The sequence below is a fragment of the Paraburkholderia sediminicola genome, assembly GCF_046027355.1.
GTDB lineage: Bacteria > Pseudomonadota > Gammaproteobacteria > Burkholderiales > Burkholderiaceae > Paraburkholderia > Paraburkholderia sediminicola_B.
The window spans coordinates 115,168-132,249 of sequence record NZ_JAQQEK010000017.1 but is presented as its reverse complement, the minus strand read 5'-3'; the positions used below and the strand labels follow the sequence as shown (position 1 = coordinate 132,249).

General features: G+C 62.7%; 15 protein-coding genes. 9 read left to right on the top strand and 6 right to left on the bottom strand.

Features of this window, described 5'->3' with window-relative positions; all coding sequences use genetic code 11:
* Positions 1 to 163: 163 nt before the first annotated feature.
* The 5 genes from PQR42_RS26905 to PQR42_RS26885 all read left to right on the top strand — a co-directional run bounded on the left by PQR42_RS26905 (position 164) and on the right by PQR42_RS26885 (position 4,165).
* A complete protein-coding gene (locus tag PQR42_RS26905) occupies positions 164 to 430 on the top strand; it encodes a DUF1488 family protein (protein ID WP_408207581.1) in 267 nt (88 codons plus the stop codon).
* Positions 431 to 725: 295 nt separating this feature from the next.
* The gene (locus PQR42_RS26900; RefSeq protein WP_408207579.1) at positions 726 to 1,877 is read left to right on the top strand and encodes a porin; all 1,152 of its coding nucleotides are present in this window, start codon (positions 726 to 728) and stop codon (positions 1,875 to 1,877) included.
* 145 nt (positions 1,878 to 2,022) lie between these two features.
* Entirely contained in the window at positions 2,023 to 2,331 is a 309-nt protein-coding gene (locus tag PQR42_RS26895; protein ID WP_408388229.1) for a DUF4148 domain-containing protein, read from the top strand.
* A gap of 360 nt (positions 2,332 to 2,691) precedes the next feature.
* Positions 2,692 to 3,327, top strand: a complete 636-nt coding sequence (locus tag PQR42_RS26890; protein ID WP_408388227.1) for a carbonic anhydrase — start codon at positions 2,692 to 2,694, stop codon at positions 3,325 to 3,327.
* Positions 3,328 to 3,445: 118 nt separating this feature from the next.
* Entirely contained in the window at positions 3,446 to 4,165 is a 720-nt protein-coding gene (locus PQR42_RS26885; RefSeq protein ID WP_408207573.1) for a carbonic anhydrase, read from the top strand.
* A 15-nt stretch (positions 4,166 to 4,180) separates the two neighbouring features.
* Here the strand turns inward: PQR42_RS26885 and PQR42_RS26880 are convergent, their stop codons facing one another.
* The 3 genes from PQR42_RS26880 to PQR42_RS26870 form a co-directional block, all read right to left on the bottom strand.
* Positions 4,181 to 4,762, bottom strand: coding sequence for an alpha-ketoglutarate-dependent dioxygenase AlkB family protein (locus tag PQR42_RS26880; RefSeq protein WP_408388225.1), 582 nt, complete (start codon positions 4,760 to 4,762; stop codon positions 4,181 to 4,183).
* Positions 4,763 to 4,887: 125 nt separating this feature from the next.
* Positions 4,888 to 6,561 (bottom strand): alpha,alpha-trehalase TreA, encoded by a 1,674-nt coding sequence (treA, locus tag PQR42_RS26875; RefSeq protein ID WP_408388223.1) that lies wholly within the window; start codon positions 6,559 to 6,561, stop codon positions 4,888 to 4,890.
* 208 nt (positions 6,562 to 6,769) lie between these two features.
* A complete protein-coding gene (locus tag PQR42_RS26870; protein ID WP_408388221.1) occupies positions 6,770 to 9,076 on the bottom strand; it encodes a PA14 domain-containing protein in 2,307 nt (768 codons plus the stop codon).
* A gap of 345 nt (positions 9,077 to 9,421) precedes the next feature.
* Here PQR42_RS26870 and PQR42_RS26865 point away from each other — a divergent pair, with 345 nt between their 5' ends.
* A complete protein-coding gene (locus tag PQR42_RS26865; protein ID WP_408207566.1) occupies positions 9,422 to 10,321 on the top strand; it encodes a DMT family transporter in 900 nt (299 codons plus the stop codon).
* A 331-nt stretch (positions 10,322 to 10,652) separates the two neighbouring features.
* Positions 10,653 to 11,624 (top strand): DUF4148 domain-containing protein, encoded by a 972-nt coding sequence (locus tag PQR42_RS26860; protein ID WP_408388219.1) that lies wholly within the window; start codon positions 10,653 to 10,655, stop codon positions 11,622 to 11,624.
* Between the two features lie 40 nt (positions 11,625 to 11,664).
* Here the strand turns inward: PQR42_RS26860 and surE are convergent, their stop codons facing one another.
* Entirely contained in the window at positions 11,665 to 12,444 is a 780-nt protein-coding gene (surE, locus tag PQR42_RS26855) for a 5'/3'-nucleotidase SurE (protein WP_408207562.1), read from the bottom strand.
* 540 nt (positions 12,445 to 12,984) lie between these two features.
* Here surE and PQR42_RS26850 point away from each other — a divergent pair.
* On the top strand, positions 12,985 to 14,130 hold the full coding sequence (locus PQR42_RS26850; RefSeq protein ID WP_408388217.1) for a porin: 1,146 nt from the start codon (positions 12,985 to 12,987) through the stop codon (positions 14,128 to 14,130).
* Positions 14,131 to 14,212: 82 nt separating this feature from the next.
* Here PQR42_RS26850 and PQR42_RS26845 read toward each other — a convergent pair whose 3' ends face one another.
* Complete coding sequence (locus PQR42_RS26845; RefSeq protein ID WP_408207558.1) at positions 14,213 to 14,953, bottom strand: LrgB family protein; 741 nt, start codon at positions 14,951 to 14,953, stop codon at positions 14,213 to 14,215.
* On the bottom strand, positions 14,950 to 15,321 hold the full coding sequence (locus tag PQR42_RS26840; RefSeq protein ID WP_408388215.1) for a CidA/LrgA family protein: 372 nt from the start codon (positions 15,319 to 15,321) through the stop codon (positions 14,950 to 14,952). The genes PQR42_RS26845 and PQR42_RS26840 overlap by 4 nt, the downstream gene beginning before the upstream one ends.
* Before the next feature lie 147 nt (positions 15,322 to 15,468).
* Between PQR42_RS26840 and PQR42_RS26835 the strand changes: the two genes are divergently transcribed.
* Positions 15,469 to 16,632 (top strand): epoxide hydrolase family protein, encoded by a 1,164-nt coding sequence (locus tag PQR42_RS26835; protein WP_408388213.1) that lies wholly within the window; start codon positions 15,469 to 15,471, stop codon positions 16,630 to 16,632.
* Positions 16,633 to 17,082: the final 450 nt, after the last annotated feature.

The window sequence follows — 17,082 nt, the reverse complement described above, 5'->3', positions numbered from 1 at the left end:
GCGGGCACGCCGTGACGCATCAGCACGACCGTACGAGGACGGCCGGTGTCGAGTATGCACCCTGCTGAGAATGTGCGCTAACCCTGGGCGGCCTTGCGGACCACGCCGCCTTGGCACAGCGTTTGCGCGTTCGAAGCTTTCTTTCGACAAATGGAGGGTCATCATGAGGATCGAATTCACCGGACGCCGTGAAGTCGTTGCAGCGGCACGCGTCGCCTTCGAAGCCAATGTCGACGGGGCCGACGTCTGGTGTAGCGTGTCGCTGGATGCGCTGAACGACCATTTCGGCAACGACGGCCCATCGGCCCACAACCTTGTCAATACCTTCGAGGCGAATCGCGCGCGGATTGAAAACGCTACACGTCGGGTCCTCGAAAAAAACGGGGGACAGTCCGTGGAACTCGAGACTGGCGACTTCAACAGGGCCTGAGCGGCCCGGTCTCCGATTGACGATGAGTCCGGCGCGCGCGCCGGGCTCGCAAGCGACTCAACGGCTGTTGTTCACACACAACCCGTTCATTCCGCGCAGACCCATGGCCGCGCGTCCCTAGCTTTCAAAACACCTCGTCAAAGCGCAGCGCACCGCGATTGCTGCGTTTAGATGACCGATTCTTCCAGATTCCATAAAGGTCTGCTCCAGAGCACGGGCATTCGTTTTCGATGCCCGCGTTTCTATACTCGCGTCGCTGTTCAACCTGACATTCCAGCTACGCAGGAGCATTGACGTGAAAAAGATTTCCGCCGCGGTCGCGGCGTTCGCAGGACTGGCCGCCGCCACGGCGCATGCGCAAAGTTCGGTCACGCTGTACGGCCTCATCGACGCCGGCGTGATGTACACCAACAACGTGAAGAAGAGCGGCTCGCAGGGCGCGTTGATTCAGGCGACGAGCGGCAACATCAACGGCAGCCGCTTCGGCTTGCGCGGCGCCGAGGATCTCGGCGGCGGACTGCAGGCGATCTTCGTGCTGGAGAACGGCTACAACGTGCAGAACGGCAAACTTGGCCAGGACAACCGGCTGTTCGGCCGTCAGGCGTTTGTCGGCTTGAGCAGCAAGCAGTACGGCACGTTCACGCTCGGTCGCCAGTACGACTCGCTGGTCGACTTCGTCGCGCCGCTCTCGGGCACGGCGGGCACGTTCGGCGATACCGGTTTCGCGCATCCGTTCGATAACGACAATCTGAACCATTCGGTGCGCATGAGCAACGCCGTGAAGTACGCGAGCGCGAACTATGCCGGTCTGAAGTTCGGCGGGATGTACGCGTTTTCGAACAACACGGATTTTGCAGTGAATCGCGCCTATAGCGCGGGCGTGAGCTATGCCAACGGTCCGTTCAAGGCGGCCGCGGGTTATTTGCAGATCAACGGCTCGAACTCGACCACCAACACCGGCGGCGCGGTCGATCTCGGCGAATCCGCGGCTAACGGCACGGGCGGCTTCCAGCTCGGCGCCGATGTGCAGCGCACGGCCGGCGCCGCGTTGAGCTATGGCTTCGGTCCCGTGACCGCCGGCTTCGTCTATACGCATAGCCAGTTTCAGAACAGCGCGTCGTTCGGCGCCACGCATGGCTCGATGCGCTTCGATAACTACGAAGTGAACGGCAAGTACGCCGTGACGCCGGCGCTGAGTCTCGGCGCGGCCTACACCTATACGAACGCGCATGTGGGCGGCACGTCGAGCTTCGGCTCCGATCCGAAATGGAATCAGGTGAACCTGCAGGCCGTCTATGCGCTGTCGCTACGCACCGACGTGTATGCCGAGGCGATGTACCAGCACGTGAGCGGCAAAGGCTACACCGCGTTTATCAACACGGCGGGCGGCGCTTCGTCCACGGGCAATCAGGTGGTCGGCACGGTGGGGATCCGCACGCGCTTCTGAGCGTGATTTCTCCAGATTCAGGAACAATCCCTTCGATGGGCGGCCATTATTCTCCGAGGAATCGACGCCTATATTGAGTTCACCGGTGGCGCGCAGAGTGATTCGAAGCGCCGCTGACCATCAATTCCCGGAGGTTGTTTCCATCATGAAGTCCCTGATCAAGGCCGTCGTTATCGTCGCTTCGCTGGCTGCATCGGCCACCGTATTCGCCCAATCGAATTCCCGCATCACGCGCGAGCAGGTGCGTGCGGAACTGGTTCAACTGCAACAGGCCGGCTATCACGTCGGCGATGGCGATCAGGCGCGTTATCCGGAAGCGATTCAGGCCGCGGAAGCGCGCGTCGCCGCGCGCAACGGCGAGACCAGTGGTTATGGCGGCAGCGTGGCGGGTTCGTCGCAAAGCGGCCGCCCGGCAGTGTCCGCAGCCGACTGGAACGCGATGTATAGCCGTTGATTCGACGGGCTCGATGCAGTGTGTGTGCCGGGCCACGTTGGAAGGGACTCTTCCAGCGCGGCGTATAGATCGGCGTCGTCGGTATCGGTAAAGTAGTCATGCACGCACGGTTTCCGGTGTGCGAGCGAGAGAGTTGGCCCCGGCTGGTAACAGCCGGGGCTTTTTTTATTGTGCTTCGGCGAGGCACGACGATGTCGTGATGATGGCGCCTCGTTGCTGCCCGCGCCTGCAGGTTCGTCGAGTTCGTGCTTGAGGCTGCGGCTGCGGTATAGTCGCGCGAATAGATCGCCTGCATGCTCCCGGCTTTCGTAGTGTCGCGGGCACGGCAGGCTCAATCTTCGATTTATCTGGAGAACAATCGTGCAGGAAATCATCGAAGGTCTCATCCGCTTTCAACGCGAAGTCTTTCCGCAGCAGAGCGCATTGTTCAAGCGTTTGTCGATGGCGCAAAGTCCCAGTACGCTTTTCGTGACGTGCTCGGACAGCCGTGTCGTGCCGGAATTGCTGACGCAGACCGAACCCGGTTCGCTGTTCGTGATCCGCAATGCGGGCAATATCGTGCCGTCTTATGGTCCGGAGCCGGGCGGCGTGTCGGCGACCGTCGAATACGCGGTGGCTGTGTTGGGCGTTCGCGATATCGTCATATGCGGCCACTCGAATTGCGGCGCGATGACGGCGATCTCGACGTGCAAGAACCTGGACCATCTGCCGGCGGTCGCGGGTTGGCTGCGTCACGCGGATGCGGCCAAGGCCATCAACGCATCCCGCACTTACCATTCGGACGCGGAGTGCCTCGCCGCGCTGGTCAAAGACAACGTGATTGCGCAACTTGCGAACATTCGCACGCATCCGTCGGTGGCAGTCGGGCTCGCGAACAAAACGCTGCGGCTGCACGGCTGGATCTTCGACATCGAAAGCGGTGCGATGTTCGCACTCGACGGACCTACCGGCAAGTTTTTGCCGCTGGTGGACAACCCGGACATTTACGCCGTCTAACTTGATGTTTGAACGTGAGAGGCGCAGGATGAGACGTCGCGTGCGCGACCAACTTTCACGGCTCATGCCGGTTCGAACGGCACCGCTGGGGCGTTGCTCATGACATAGGAGGCGAGCCATGTGCGGCCGTCATCTGTCTTCCCCCATGCGGCGCAATCTGCTGCTGGCCGGTGCGTCGTCGATCACGCTGGCAGGTTTGTCGCGGCACGTTGCCGTGGCGGCGGAGCCCGCGTCCGGCAATGCGCCGAATTCGATTCCACCTGCTGAAGCGCTCGACCGCTTGATGCAGGGCAACGCCCGCTACGCCGCGAATACCCCTTCAAACAAGGACTATTCCGCTGACCGTGCGGCGCGTGTCGCGGCGCAGTATCCGATTGCCGCCATCGTGGGCTGCGCGGATTCGCGGGTCGCGCCGGAGCTCGCCTTCGATCAGGGACCGGGCGATCTGTTCGTGGTGCGTGTGGCAGGCAATTTCGTCAACGACGATATTCTCGCGAGCCTCGAGTATGGCGTCGAGTTCCTCGGCGTGCCGCTCATCATGGTGCTCGGGCATACGCAGTGTGGCGCGGTGACCGCCACGGTCAAGGCGCTTAAGGATGGAGTTCATTTGCCCGGCCATCTGCCCGAACTCGTCCGCGCGATCAAGCCCGCCATGCAAATGGCGAAAGTGGGCCATGGCGAGGATCTCGTTGCGCAAACCACGATCGAAAACGTCAGGTTGAATACCAATCGTCTGATCGTGTCCAGACCGCTCATCGGGCCATACGTGAAGAGCGGCAGGGTCAAGATTGTCGGCGGTATCTACGATCTGGCGACGGGTAAGGTCACGTTGCTCTGACGCGCCTCTCGCTCGTCAACCGCTGAAGCAGCGAAACGCGAGGCTGATGCGCGGCTCCGTCACGCCCGCAAGCTTGGGAATGCCGTGCTCATGAGTGAATTGCGACGCGTAGCTCATGACAAGACAACTGCCGGGGTCCAGTTCGACATGCACGATCCGTCCGGCGCCGGCCTTCGGCCGGATCGACATGCGCCGAGTCGCGCCGAGCGAGATGATGGCAATCGGCTGCGCGGGCACCAGCTTCTCTGTCTTGTCGCTATGAAGCGCGACGCTGTCGCTGCCGTCGCGATAGAGATTGAGACCGACGCGATTGAACGGCGCGCCCACGAGCGCGCGCACGGCTTCGAATGCTTCGCCCAACGGCGCGGGCAGGTCGCCGGAATCACGCGCGAACGTGGCGAGCAGGCGCGGCACGGCGACCTCGCGCTCGTACATCATGCGCTGCTGACTGAGCCAGCCGATATTGCGCAACGCTTCCTCGAACCACGCCCGCGCCGTGTCGGCGGGGATCGACTCAGGCAGATAGCGGATGCCGCCTTCCTCGTCATGGAGGAGAGCAACGGGTTCGGGCGCGAATAGGGCTTGCTGGGACACCATGATTCCGACGTGGGCTGGGCGCCGCCTGGTCAGGAAACGAAGGGCGGCTCGGGCAAATCATTATACTGTGTTTTTATACAGTGTTCATGACCTGCCACGACCGAAAGGCCGCCCTCCGTGCAGCTTTACTCGCCCGGGCTATACAGGTCGAGCAGCTTGAGCGTCACGCCATTCGTCCAGCCGAAGCCGTCCTGCAGCGGATATTCGCCACCGCCGCCGCCGCCCGTTCCCGCGCCTTCCACCACGTATTTCTCGACCAGTTTCTGATCGGACGCATAGACGCCTTTGACGTCGGTGAGAAAGCGCGTACCGATCTGTTGCGCGAGCGCGTCCTGGCCATAACGCTTCAAGCCCTGAATCGCCGCCCAGTGCAGCGGCGCCCAGCCGTTCGGCGCGTCCCATTGCTGCGTCGTGTTGTAGGTCGTGGTGACGAGGCCGCCGGGCTGCAACAAGGTCGACTGCACCTGTTTCGCCGTCTTGAGCGCGCGATCCGGCCACGCCGCGCCGACGAACAGCGGAAACACCATTGCCGCGGTCTTGTTGTCGCGCGGCTTGGCGAGCTGCCAGTCATAGTCGCCGTAATAGCCGTTGGGATTCCACAGATAGCGGTTGATGCCGAGCGCTCGTTTCGCAGCGCGTTGCGCGAATTCGCCGACGCAGCGGAAATCCCGCGTCTCGCCGCAACCCTTGGCGATGGTGATCTCGAGGTGGAACATCAGGCTGTTCAGGTCGACCGGAATGATCGACGTGGTGCGCACCGTCGCGAGCGTCATGTTGTCGCCGAACCAGCGTGAGCTGAAATCCCAGCCGCTCTCGGCGGTCGCGCGCAGTTCGCGGTAGACGTCGTTCGGATTGCGGCCGCTCGCCTGTTGTGCGGTCTGGATGTCCTCCAGGTACGACTCGTCGCGTGGCGTGTCGAGCTCATCCCAGTAGCGGTTGAGCACCGTGCGATCCGGCATCACGACGACATTGCGCGTGGCCGAGCCGGGTTGCGTGGTGTTCTCGCCCTGCATCCAGTACGCGTATTCCTTGCGTAACGCCGGCAGGTACTTCTGGTAGACGCCGTGGCCTTCCACCTTCGCCGCGAGCTCCACCATGTGCGAGAAAAACGGCGGCTGCGAACGGTCGAGATAGTAGGTGCGATTGCCGTTCGGAATGTGGCCGAAGGTTTTGATCTCGTAGGCGAAGTTGTCGAGCATGTCGTCGACGAGATTTTCGTTGCCCGATTCCTGCAGCCCCAGCATCGTGAAATACGTGTCCCAGTAGTAGCCTTCGCGGAAACGGCCGCCCGGCACCACGTACGGCTTCGGCAACGGAATCAGCGAGCTGTTCGGTGGCGCGCTCGTGGTGGTGCGGGTCAGCGCGGGCCATAGCCAGTTGATGTGTTCACGCAGCGTCTGGTTGGCGGGCGGCGTGATGACCGGCTCGCTCGGCGGCGTGAAGTACTGGTTGACGAAGTTCGCCAGCGAAAAACCGGCGTTGTTCTTCTGCTGCTCGTACAGCTGCACGATCGTGGCGGGATCGGCGTTTGGTGTGGCATCGACGAAGGTCTTCTGGTCCGGATAGATCTGCGCGGTTTGCACGGCGACGAAGAGATCGCCGTAGAGTATGTCGGGCGCGGGCGGAAGCGTGCCGCCGACCTGGGTGTCGGCGTGGCAAACGCCGGCGAGACTGATCAGGAAAACGAAGCTTGAAGCGGCCGCTATGCGGTGCAGCCTGATGGATTTAGTGGTGCGGAACGAGGCGCGAGATGCGATGCCGGCGCGCCCGAAGCTGCGCAATTGCGATGACTCAATCATGTCTCCTCCAGAGGAATGGGCAACAGGATTGGTCTGCCTCGCGCCCACGGTTTCTTCTTGGGATGACCAGGGCGTGGCTAGCATCGCACAAATGACAGGGCGTTACAAACGGCTATGCGAGCGGCATGCGCGAGATGCGCATCCGCTGCGCTGCACAAGCCGGGCCGGCGGTCTTGCTTTTTGCCGGCCCGCTGGGTCTGACTAGCCTCTAGTTCGACGTCACGAGCGAATCGGACGGCACGATCCGCAGTGCGTTCGGATTGCTCGCCGCCGGGTTCGACCACAGCAGATGCATGCTGGCCGGACCGGTGCCGTGCACATACTCGACTTTGATCGACGCGCGCTGCTTCGCGGCGAGCCAGGTTTTGCCGCTCACGGCGGATTGCGTCGGGGTCTTCTTGTCGATGATCTTCACGCCGTTGATCCACAGGCGCGCAATGTTGTCGCTGTCGATCGAGAACGTATAGAGGCCGTCCTGCGTCGCCTGAATCGCGCCGGTCCAACGCACACCGTAGTTGGTTGCGTTGACGCCCGCGGAGGCATCAGGCGAATCCGTGCCGCGCTCGGTGTTCAGATCGAAGTCGATCAACGGCGTAATCGACGTCTTGACCGGCGCGCTCCTGAACGTCGGATCGTTGTAGTAGCCGACCTGCAGTACCGGCAGCTTCACATTGAAGCCACCCGTCAACGCCTGCGTCTCTGAGGTCTGCCACGGATGGCCGTCCGGATAGATCGTCCCCTGGAAGGGCGTCGCCGGTTCGACCGTGGCGGGCGCACTCGGCACCTGGCCCCAGTGGAAGCGCGTGTTGGTGCGGCCGATCATCAACTCCCACACGATGAATCCCGTCGTGCCGCCGTAGTTCGACACGATGCCCGGCATGGTTTGACCCGTGGTGCCGGGGAAGCCGCGTTGCAGCGTTTCGGAATTCAGCGCGCTGACATTGCTGCCGCTCACCGGACCCGTGTACGGGTTGCCGTACGGATGGAACGCGTAGAAGTCGGAGAAGTACGAGCCTTCGTCCTCCTGCACTTGCGGCGCGTTGATCGGCTGCGTCGCGCCCGCGTTCAGGATGGCGATGCGCGCATCGTTCATCAGCGCCGCGCGGGTTTCCTGCAATGCACCATTACCGCTGCAACCGGGTTCGTTCATCGTCTCCCAGAAGATGATGCGCGGGTCCTTGCGGTGTGGCGCGACGAAGTCGGTGATGTAGCTCGCGAGACTCGCCTTATACGTGATGGCGGAATTGGACGCGGTCGGCTGGAAATACGCCTGTTCCACCGGCGTGCCGGGCGATTGCACCCACTGGCTATTGTGCACGCCCCAGACCGGTGCCGGCTGCGGCCCGTATTGCGGCGTCGGGTTCCAGCAGTCGTCGTAGAAGATCGGCGAGACCTTGATGCCGTGGCGCGCGGCGATTTTCAGCAGGTTCTCGAACTTGCTCAGGAATGCCACACGATCGTTCGCCCATACCAGGTAATGCAGGTAGACCGCGATCGTATTCATGCCGTACGTCTGCGCGTACGTCAGTTCACGATTGACGATGTCCGGATCGTAGTTCTCCCAGAAGTCGATCGCGTTCACCGCGTTGGAAGGCGTATAGACCGCGCCGACCACCTTCGAGAAATCGTAGCTCGGCGACGTCACGGTTGGGTACGTACGAATCGTGATGTTGCTGAAGGTCGCGCCGACGCCGAAGCGCCGCAGCCCGAAACTGCCCGACTGGAACACGGCGGGCAGGGCGTTGGTGGCGTCGTTCACGCTGATCACGCGCTGCTGGTCGAGGTCGACGGTGATGGCCGTGCCGCTCGTCGTGACCTTCAGATGGTGCGTGCTGCCGCCGACGATTGTGCTGACCGGGTACGAGATGAAGTTGGTCCAGTTGTTGTTCTGGCGGCCGACCACCAACGAATGCGTACCCGTATCGAGGCCGATGAAGTAGCCGGTCAGACTGTCGGGGCCGCCGGCCGTCGGGTTCGTGACGCGCACGATAAAGCCCGCGTTCGCAGCGCCGTTGCCGACCGGCGCGCTGACCGTCACGTCCGCTTCATACGACGCGGTGGCGTAGGTGCTGGCGAGCGCCACCGTTTTATCGCCCGCGCCGGTGCCGTTGGTGGCCGGCGCGGGAATGGTGATGGTCGAATTGTTGGCGCCCGGCGCCCAGCCTTGGGTCGACCCCGGCGCGAGGTAGTTCGTGAAGTCGCCGAACGAAAGAGTGGTGGTGGAGACCGGAGCGGGCGGCGCCGGCGGTGTGTAGGGCGGAAGGTTGAGGGTGGGGTCGGCGATCACGAGCGGCGGGGTCGTCGTCTTCATGCCGACCGGAATGGCCTTCGCGGCCTTGAATTCGCTTTCGACGTTGGCCGTGTCAGCCGCCGAGGCTGCCGAAGCGGCCGAAGCCGCGGAGGAATCGACCGCGGCCACCTGCTTGTCCGCCGACGCCGTCGCGTTCGGCGAACCGTCATTGCCACCGCAAGCGCCCAGCATGGCGAGCGCCGCAAGCACAAGGTAATTGCGCACCTGTATCTCCTGATGTCCCCGCTTAATTGATGGTCATAATTATTATTAATCCTGCATAGGGCCAGAGATATTGCTTCTTAGCCTGATGAAGATAGAAATCGATATGAATAATATTATTAGTTTCGCGGACCTGTATCAGTACTTACCCCGGATTGTTGGACGGCAAAGATCGCGCTAGGCGAAGTGGAAACCGGTGGCGAGCGCGATGCGGGTCGAGTCAATGTCACGCGCCTCGTCGATCCTTCACGCAGCCGCAGGCATAATCCGTTTTCCCATGTTGCGAGCCGCGTAGCCGGCACGCGAAACCGGGGCGACGCCTCGTTTCGCGTGCTCCCGGGACACTCCATGCCGCCCATCACCGCTGTCCGCACGAGCGCCGTGCCCCTGCGCAGCGTTGCGCTGATCCTCGTGTCGATGTTCTGTTTCGCGCTGGTCGATGCGCTCGCCAAATCCGTGGCGCTCGCTTATCCAGCTAACGAGGTGACGTTCTTTCGCATGCTGTTCGGCTTGTTGCCGGCCGTGGCGGTGTGCCTGCGCGGCAAGCCGATCGTCGAGCGGATCAGGCACATGGACGTGCGCGGGCAGACCATTCGCGCGCTGACGCTGCTCGGCGCCTCGGGTCTCTTCTTCGCCGGTTTGCCGTACATGCCGCTTAGCGAAGCGGTGGCGATCGTCTACTCCGAGACCTTGCTGGTGATCGTGCTCGCGCCGCTGTTGCTGAAGGAGGCGCTGAAGCCGCGCGATGCAGTGGCGGCTGCGGTCGGGTTTGTCGGTGTGCTGTTCGTGGTGCGCCCGGACGGCTCGCATTCGAGTTGGCTCGGCCCCGTCCTGCTGATGTCGAGTGCCTTCTTCGGCGCGCTATCGATCATTCAGATCAAGCGCATTCGCGCCTCCGACGATTCGGGCACTACGGTGCTGTATTTCACGGTGATCGGCACGCTCGTCACCGGCGCTTCGCTGTTTTTCGCATGGCGTACGCCAACGCTGCAGGCGCTCGCGGTGATGGCCTTGCTCGGTGGCTTCGCCACTGCCGGGCAATTGCTGATGACCATGGCGTTCCGCCAGGCCGACGCCGGCGCGCTCGCGCCGTACAACTACACGAGCATCGTGTGGGCGGCGCTGTTCGGTTATGTGGTGTGGGGCGAGACGATCGGCGCCATGTCGTTGCTTGGCATTGCATTGATTGTCGGCAGTTCGATTGCCGTTGCGATGCGTGGGAAGCAGGAAGAGGGGCCGCTCGTGTAGGTGTGGGGCGCTGCGCTGCCGACACTGCTTCGCAGTTCCAAATAGTCGTCAGAGGAAGGGTGCCTTGAAGCTGGCTTTTTCGGCCAACAAGGCAGGCACAATCGGACGATTCGACGCCTGAAGAATATAAATAGAAAATGGGCGCATCCAGTTCGCGTGCGCCTTCGTACGTGACTTGATTCCGTCGATCCCGCGGCCGAATCCGCGGTCCGAACTCGCGGTCATCCCGGCGGCGTCGAATACCCGTTCGCCGCTAACCGTCTGATAAATTCGGGCACGTTTGCAAAGCCGCAGACGCGCACGTAACACGACTGGAAGGGGGAGACGTCACATGTATAGCGAACCCAGGAAGATCGTTCTCACGGGCCTCGTCGTCAGCGCTGTTGCAATCGCCGCTTATGTCTCGCACGCCAGCAAACCCTGGGTGTCGACGGACGAATTCGGTTCGGTGCGCGGTGACACGCCGGCTTACCGCACGCGCGGCGACACCACCAGCGGCGCGGTCGTATCCGGTCCGGTCACCGCTGGCAGCGATGCGAGCAGTGCAATGGCCGGCAGCCTGCAGGCGGCGCGCAATAGTCTGCAACGCAACGATCTTGCCGCCGCGCAGGCGCAACTGAACGCGGTAAGTTCAGCCCATCAGGATGACGATCAGGTTCGCGCGCTGCAAAAGGAAGTGCGGACGCGCGCGGATAACGAGCAGCGTGCAGTGAACGCGGCACAAGTCGAGAAGACGCCGCAACCTGCCGCGAAGCCCGCGCGGATGTCTTCGTCGATGAAACACGGACGGTCGCGGGAAAGTCGCCCTGCGAATCGCGAACAGACGAACCGCGCGTCGAGTTATGCGAGGAGCCAGGCGGCTTTGGACAACCTGGTGGCACGCCTCGACAGCGATAGCCCGCTGAACGTGAGAACGCAAGCCTCCGTCGGACCCGCTATGGCAAGTCAACCGTCGTCTATCCAGACTGGGCTCAAAGTGATGGAGGGCACGAGCAGTGCGCCCGTTGCCGTGCCGACACCGCCGGTCCAACAGCGGGCACAAAAAGCGCCGGCTGTCTCCACTGTGCCGACGGAGCCGCAAGCCGACCTGACCATGCAAGCCACGCTGCCGTCAGCGCCGCTGGTTCAGTCCACGCCGTCCGCCGCCACGGGGGTGAAGACGGACGACGGCCCGAAGACACGCTCGCAGGTGCGCGCGGAGATCGCCCGCGCCCGGCAGAACGGCGGCCTTCCCGCGTTCGGCAATCCCGATCCCGCAGGGCCGGGCGGGGCGCCGAGCCTCACCGGCGCGCCGCGTCCGTGAGGCAGCGCAAACCGGCGATCGGCAAAGGCTAATCAGAGATTTAACTCAGCGAAGCCGCGAGCCGCGCGAAGGTGGGCTCGTCGGTGCGATCGAAGGCGAGCGGCGTGACCGACACGCGCCCCGAAGCCACCACGGCCGTTTCGCTATCGGGATCGTTCGCGCGCGCGCCACGTTGAAAGCGCAGCCAGTGATAGGCCATGCCGCGCGGATCGACTTGCGGCAACACGTCGATATCTTCGACGAGTCCAACGCCTTGGCGAGTCGGCGTGAGCGGACCAGCAAGCGCCGCGTCGACATCGGGAAAGTTGATGTTCAGGCAGGTGGGCGCGGCCTGCTCGATTGCGAGCAACTGGCGGATCACGCCGGGCGCGAGCGCACGCGCGGTATCCCAACGGACCTTGTCGCGGTTGCTGAAAGTCTGGCTCAGCGCGAACGACGGCAAGCCGAGCAGCAGGCCCGTCATGGCGGCGCCGACGGTGCCTGAAAACATTGTTTCCACGCCCAGATTGCCGCCGCGATTGATGCCGGAAAGAATCAGCGTGGGCGGCGTGTCGCGCATCAGGTGGCGCACGCCCATCACGACGCAATCGCCGGGCGTGCCGGCCACGCCGAAACGCCGCTCGCCCTGGCGGCTCACGCGCAACGGCGAATGCAGGCTGATCGAATGCGACGTGCCGCTCTGATCGTGTTCCGGCGCGACTACCCAGACTTCGTGCGCGAGCTCGGCGGCAACGGCTTCGAGCACAGCGAGGCCGGGCGCGTCGATACCGTCGTCGTTCGTCAACAGTACCCGCGGCACTTTGGATTCATAGGCAGACATCGCGGCAAGCTCCTCTCGGTGGGTAAGGGAAGGGAAGCCTCATTATCCGGCCATCGGCCAGTGCGCGCCGCGATGCAGTGCGGGCAGCGCCTTCCCGACCGGAAACAATCTGCTTTGCACGGGTTTTTTGCGACTTTTAAAATAGGCAAAGAGTAATTGCGATTCAAGCAATAATTGCTGAATTGATTTCTATTGCTGACGTGTGATTACTTATTCTATCGGACCGAAATGATATGCAATGGTAATTTGATTTTTTCGAGCTGTTCGCGTGAAATAGGTATGCTATTCTTCGCTCGCCTGGCTCTCCGGGAGCGTTGTTAAATCAGGCACTTGGGGCGTACTCGCGAGAGGAGTACGCCCCATTTCATTTCCGCGCCGTCCGCAATGCGTACTTTCGTCACAGGTGAAATGAACGGAAAGCTAAAAATCGGTGACGTCGCATAAACACAACGCCGTAATTAACTGAAAAACAGTCTTTCGCTTGGTGGGCTATTCTCCGCCGCTCGATAGCATTCGCTATTCGAGTTAGGAGAGAAATCAATGAACAAATTCGTCCTGTCGAGCCTCTCGCTCGCTCTTATCGGCACCGCGGGTGCCGCTCACGCACAAAGCTCGGTCACGCTGTACGGCCTGATCGACACCGGCTTGACCTACACCAGCAACTCGGCTGGCAACAGCAACTTCCAGCAAGCCAGCGGCATGCTGAACGGCAATCGTTGGGGCCTGCGCGGCTCGGAAGATCTGGGCAGCGGGCTGAAGGCGATCTTCGTCCTCGAAAACGGCTTCAACCTCTCGACCGGCAAGCTCGGTCAGAACGGCAGGGAGTTCGGCCGCCAGGCGTTCGTCGGCCTGTCGAGCGATCAGTACGGCGCGGTCACCCTAGGCCGCCAGTACGACAGCGTGGTCGACTATCTCGGCCCGCTCGCGCTGAACGGCACGCAATACGGCGGCACGCTCGCCTCGCATCCGTACGACAACGACAACCTGAACAACTCGGTGCGTATCAACAACGCCGTCAAGTTCCAGAGCGTCGATTACGGCGGCTTCAAGGTCGGCGCGCTGTACGGCTTCTCGAATGCGGCGGGCAGCTTCGCGGACAGCCGCGCGTACAGCGTCGGCGCATCGTATGTGTTCGGCGGTTTGAAGGTCGCGGCAGGCTACTTGCAGCTGAACGGCGGCGGTTCGAGCACCAACACGAGCGGCGCGGTGGCAAGCGGCGACTCCACCTTCAACGCAGCGCGTCAGCGCACCTATGGCGCGGGCGTCAACTACGCGTTCGGCGCGGCGAACGTCGGCCTCGTGTTCACGCAAACGCAGTTGAACGACGCGACGGCGATCGGCTCCAGCGCATCGGGCACGACGAGCGGCTTGACCGTGAACGGCGGCAGCGCGCGTTTCACGAACTATGAAGTGAACGGCCGTTACGCGTTCACCCCGGCATGGACGGTGTCGGGCGCTTATACGTTCACGGACGCGCGTCTGGACGGCGCAAGCCCGAAGTACCATCAGATCACGTTGCAGACGGACTATGCATTGTCCAAGCGCACCGACGTGTATGCTGAAGCGGCTTATCAGCATGTCGGCAGCACGGGCAACTCGGGGATCACGGCTGATATCGTCGGCGTGAGCGCTTCGTCGACCGACTCTCAAGTGGTCGGCACAGTGGGTATCCGTCACCGCTTCTAAGCGGATGGATTGAGCCGCACGCAGTAGAAAAGCCCGCGATTTGCGGGCTTTTCTGTTTGCCACAAGGACATCGCTCAGCCCTTTAGCCCGTCAGCCAGCGCGCCGCGAGCGGCATCAACACCGGCACGACGAACGCGGTGAACACACCGTTGAGCCCCATGCCGAGGCCGGCGAACGCGCCCATTTCCTCGCTCACCTGAAAAGCGCGCGCCGTGCCGATGCCGTGCGACGCGATACCCAGCGCGAAACCGCGCACCTCGGGTTCGGCGATACGCAGCACGTTGAGAATCGCGCGCGCGAATACGGCGCCAAATACGCCGGTCGAAATGACGAGCACGGCGGTCAGGGACGGAATGCCGCCGATCTCGGAAGCGACGGCCATCGCGATCGGCGTGGTCGCCGATTTGGGTGCGAGCGACGCTATCGTTTGATGCGAAGCGCCGAACAGTGCCGCCACGCCGACCGCTGAAACGATGGCGGTCAATGATCCGGCGACGAGTCCGCCGATCAGCGGCAACGCGGAGCGGCGCAGCTTCGGCCACTGCCGGTAGAGCGGCAACGCGAGCGCCACGGTCGCGGGGCCGAGCAGAAAGTGGACGAATTGCGCGCCTTCGAAGTACGTCGCGTACGGCGTGCCGGTGATTTCGAGCAGCGCGACCAGCAGCGCCACCGCGATCAACACGGGATTGGCCAGTGGATTGAAGCGCGCCTTCGCGTAGATGGTCTGGGCGATCAGGTAGGCGATCAGCGTGATCGTCAGTCCGAGCAAGGGACTCGCGGCGAGATAAACCCAGATGGCGCCGAGCTTCGGAATGGCGGTCATGATGCGGCCTCCGTCGCGGAAGGATCGCCGCGCTGCCGGCGCATCAACGCACGCGTGACGAGCGCGGCCACCGCAATCGCCAGCGTCGTGCTGACCGCAATGGAGACGATGACCGCGACGGCGTCGCCGCGAATCCGGCTCGCCGACACCATGATGCCGACGCCCGCCGGAACGAATAGCAAGGACAGATGGCGCAGCAATTCGAGCGCGGTCGGCTCGATCGCGTCGGCGGTCTGCGGACGCAGCATGATGAAGCCGAACAACAGCAGCATGCCGATCACCGGACCCGGCACCGGCAAATGGAACACGTACGACACACCTTCGCCGAGGCACTGGAAGGTGAGCAGCGCAGCGAGCGCTTGAAGCATGGCAGTCTCCAGAACGCGAAACAGAAAATGCGCCATTGTGTACCATGCAGATTGCCTCGTGCCTGCTCACTGCCTGAGCCAGGCGTGGACTTTGCTGTTAGAGGTAGATGCGCAGGTCAATCAACACTCAGTACCGGACGAGTTGCCATGCAGACACAACCGTTTCAGATTGCAATTGCCGATCACGATATCGACGATCTTCGCCGGCGTATTCGCGCGACCCGCTGGGCACCGGCGACACCGTCGCCGGCCTGGCAACAGGGCGCCGATTCCGCATGGCTGCGCGAACTGGCCGGGTACTGGGCTGAACATTTCGACTGGCGCGCGGCCGAGCGCGGCTTGAATCAGCAGCCGCAGTTTCTCGCCGATGTACAGGGGCAGCGCGTACATTTCGTCCATCGGCGTGGCGTAGGCCCGGCGCCTTATCCGCTCGTGATCACGCACGGCTGGCCCGGATCGTTCTTTGAGTTCCGCGCCTTGCTCGACCGGTTGTGCGACCCGGCGGCATCCGGTGGCGATCCTGCCGATGCCTTCAATGTCGTCGTGCCTTCGCTGCCTGGCTTCGCGTTTTCGCAGGCGCCCGCGCAACCGGGCATGTCCGCGTTTCATGTGGCGGATCTGTGGGCCTCGCTGATGCAAGGCCTCGGTTATGAGCGCTTCGGCGCGCAAGGCGGCGATCTCGGCGCGGGGGTGTCGATCGCGCTCGCCGCGCGGCATCCGCAAGCCGTCGACGGCATTCATCTCAACTTTTTGCCGAGCTCGTATGAGCCGGCCATCGGCGCGGCGCAGAAACCGCTCGCGCCGGCCGAGGAAAACTTCCTGCGTGAGAAGAACGAATGGGCCGCGCTCGAAGGTGGTTATGCGCACATGCACAGCACCAAACCGCAGACGCTCGCTGCGTCGCTCAACGATTCGCCGGTGGGACTGGCTGCATGGATCGGCGAGAAGTTTCGCGCGTGGAGCGATTGCCAGGGCGACGTGGAGCGTGTGTTTTCGAAAGACGAACTGCTTACCAACATCTCGCTCTACTGGTACACGCAGTGCATTGGCCCGGCGATGCAGATGTACTGGGAAAACCGCTTGCAGCCGATGCGATTCGCCGAAGGACAACGCGTCGCGCCCCCTGTCGGCTTTGCGCACTTCCCGAAGGAAATCAATCACCCGCCGCGCAGTTGGCTCGAAAGAACGTTCGACGTCGTGCAATGGGCCGACATGCCGGCCGGTGGCCATTTCGCGGCGATGGAAAAGCCCGATTTGCTCGCAGCGGAAATTCGCACGTTTTTCCGCGCATTGCGGCAGCGGCGACGCTAGCTAGAACGCGGCCGCGACCGCCATGCGAGCAAAGCGCAAAGCGGCCTGGAACCGCATGGGTACGCAAATGACGTGTGCGCCAACCGTAAGCACATCGACGGGATCGCTAACGAGTAAGTTATTCGCTACCCTCAATCATGCATCCGCAATTATTGCGCGATGCCGATGGTCCACATGAGCCTGCGACAGCATCCACGTCATGTCTCTCTGCGTTTTGGCGGAAAGGCAATGCGAGGACGTGAAACGATAGACCCTATCTGATGCCTGCGCCCCGGTTCATCCGACTCCATCGCCGCAGATCAGCGTGCCCGGCTCGAATGTGACGCCACGATGGCACGAATCGCGATTTCAGATGCCGCGCACCTTGTGGGGGCTTCCGTGCCCCAGGCAAGAACATGCGGATCAACCTCCGACAGTAACGGCAGCGCTCAAAAGGCGATCTGTCGCTCA

Excerpts from the sequence above, each read along its gene's own strand:
- PQR42_RS26840 (WP_408388215.1), bottom strand. The coding sequence starts at position 15,321 with ATGCTTCAAGCGCTCGCTGCGCTGCTCACCTTCCAGTGCCTCGGCGAA.
- surE (WP_408207562.1), bottom strand. The coding sequence starts at position 12,444 with ATGTCTGCCTATGAATCCAAAGTGCCGCGGGTACTGTTGACGAACGAC.
- PQR42_RS26905 (WP_408207581.1), top strand. The coding sequence starts at position 164 with ATGAGGATCGAATTCACCGGACGCCGTGAAGTCGTTGCAGCGGCACGC.
- PQR42_RS26845 (WP_408207558.1), bottom strand. The coding sequence starts at position 14,953 with ATGACCGCCATTCCGAAGCTCGGCGCCATCTGGGTTTATCTCGCCGCG.
- PQR42_RS26835 (WP_408388213.1), top strand. The coding sequence starts at position 15,469 with ATGCAGACACAACCGTTTCAGATTGCAATTGCCGATCACGATATCGAC.
- PQR42_RS26860 (WP_408388219.1), top strand. The coding sequence starts at position 10,653 with ATGTATAGCGAACCCAGGAAGATCGTTCTCACGGGCCTCGTCGTCAGC.
- PQR42_RS26880 (WP_408388225.1), bottom strand. The coding sequence starts at position 4,762 with ATGGTGTCCCAGCAAGCCCTATTCGCGCCCGAACCCGTTGCTCTCCTC.
- PQR42_RS26895 (WP_408388229.1), top strand. The coding sequence starts at position 2,023 with ATGAAGTCCCTGATCAAGGCCGTCGTTATCGTCGCTTCGCTGGCTGCA.
- PQR42_RS26850 (WP_408388217.1), top strand. The coding sequence starts at position 12,985 with ATGAACAAATTCGTCCTGTCGAGCCTCTCGCTCGCTCTTATCGGCACC.
- PQR42_RS26885 (WP_408207573.1), top strand. The coding sequence starts at position 3,446 with ATGTGCGGCCGTCATCTGTCTTCCCCCATGCGGCGCAATCTGCTGCTG.
- treA (WP_408388223.1), bottom strand. The coding sequence starts at position 6,561 with ATGATTGAGTCATCGCAATTGCGCAGCTTCGGGCGCGCCGGCATCGCA.
- PQR42_RS26865 (WP_408207566.1), top strand. The coding sequence starts at position 9,422 with ATGCCGCCCATCACCGCTGTCCGCACGAGCGCCGTGCCCCTGCGCAGC.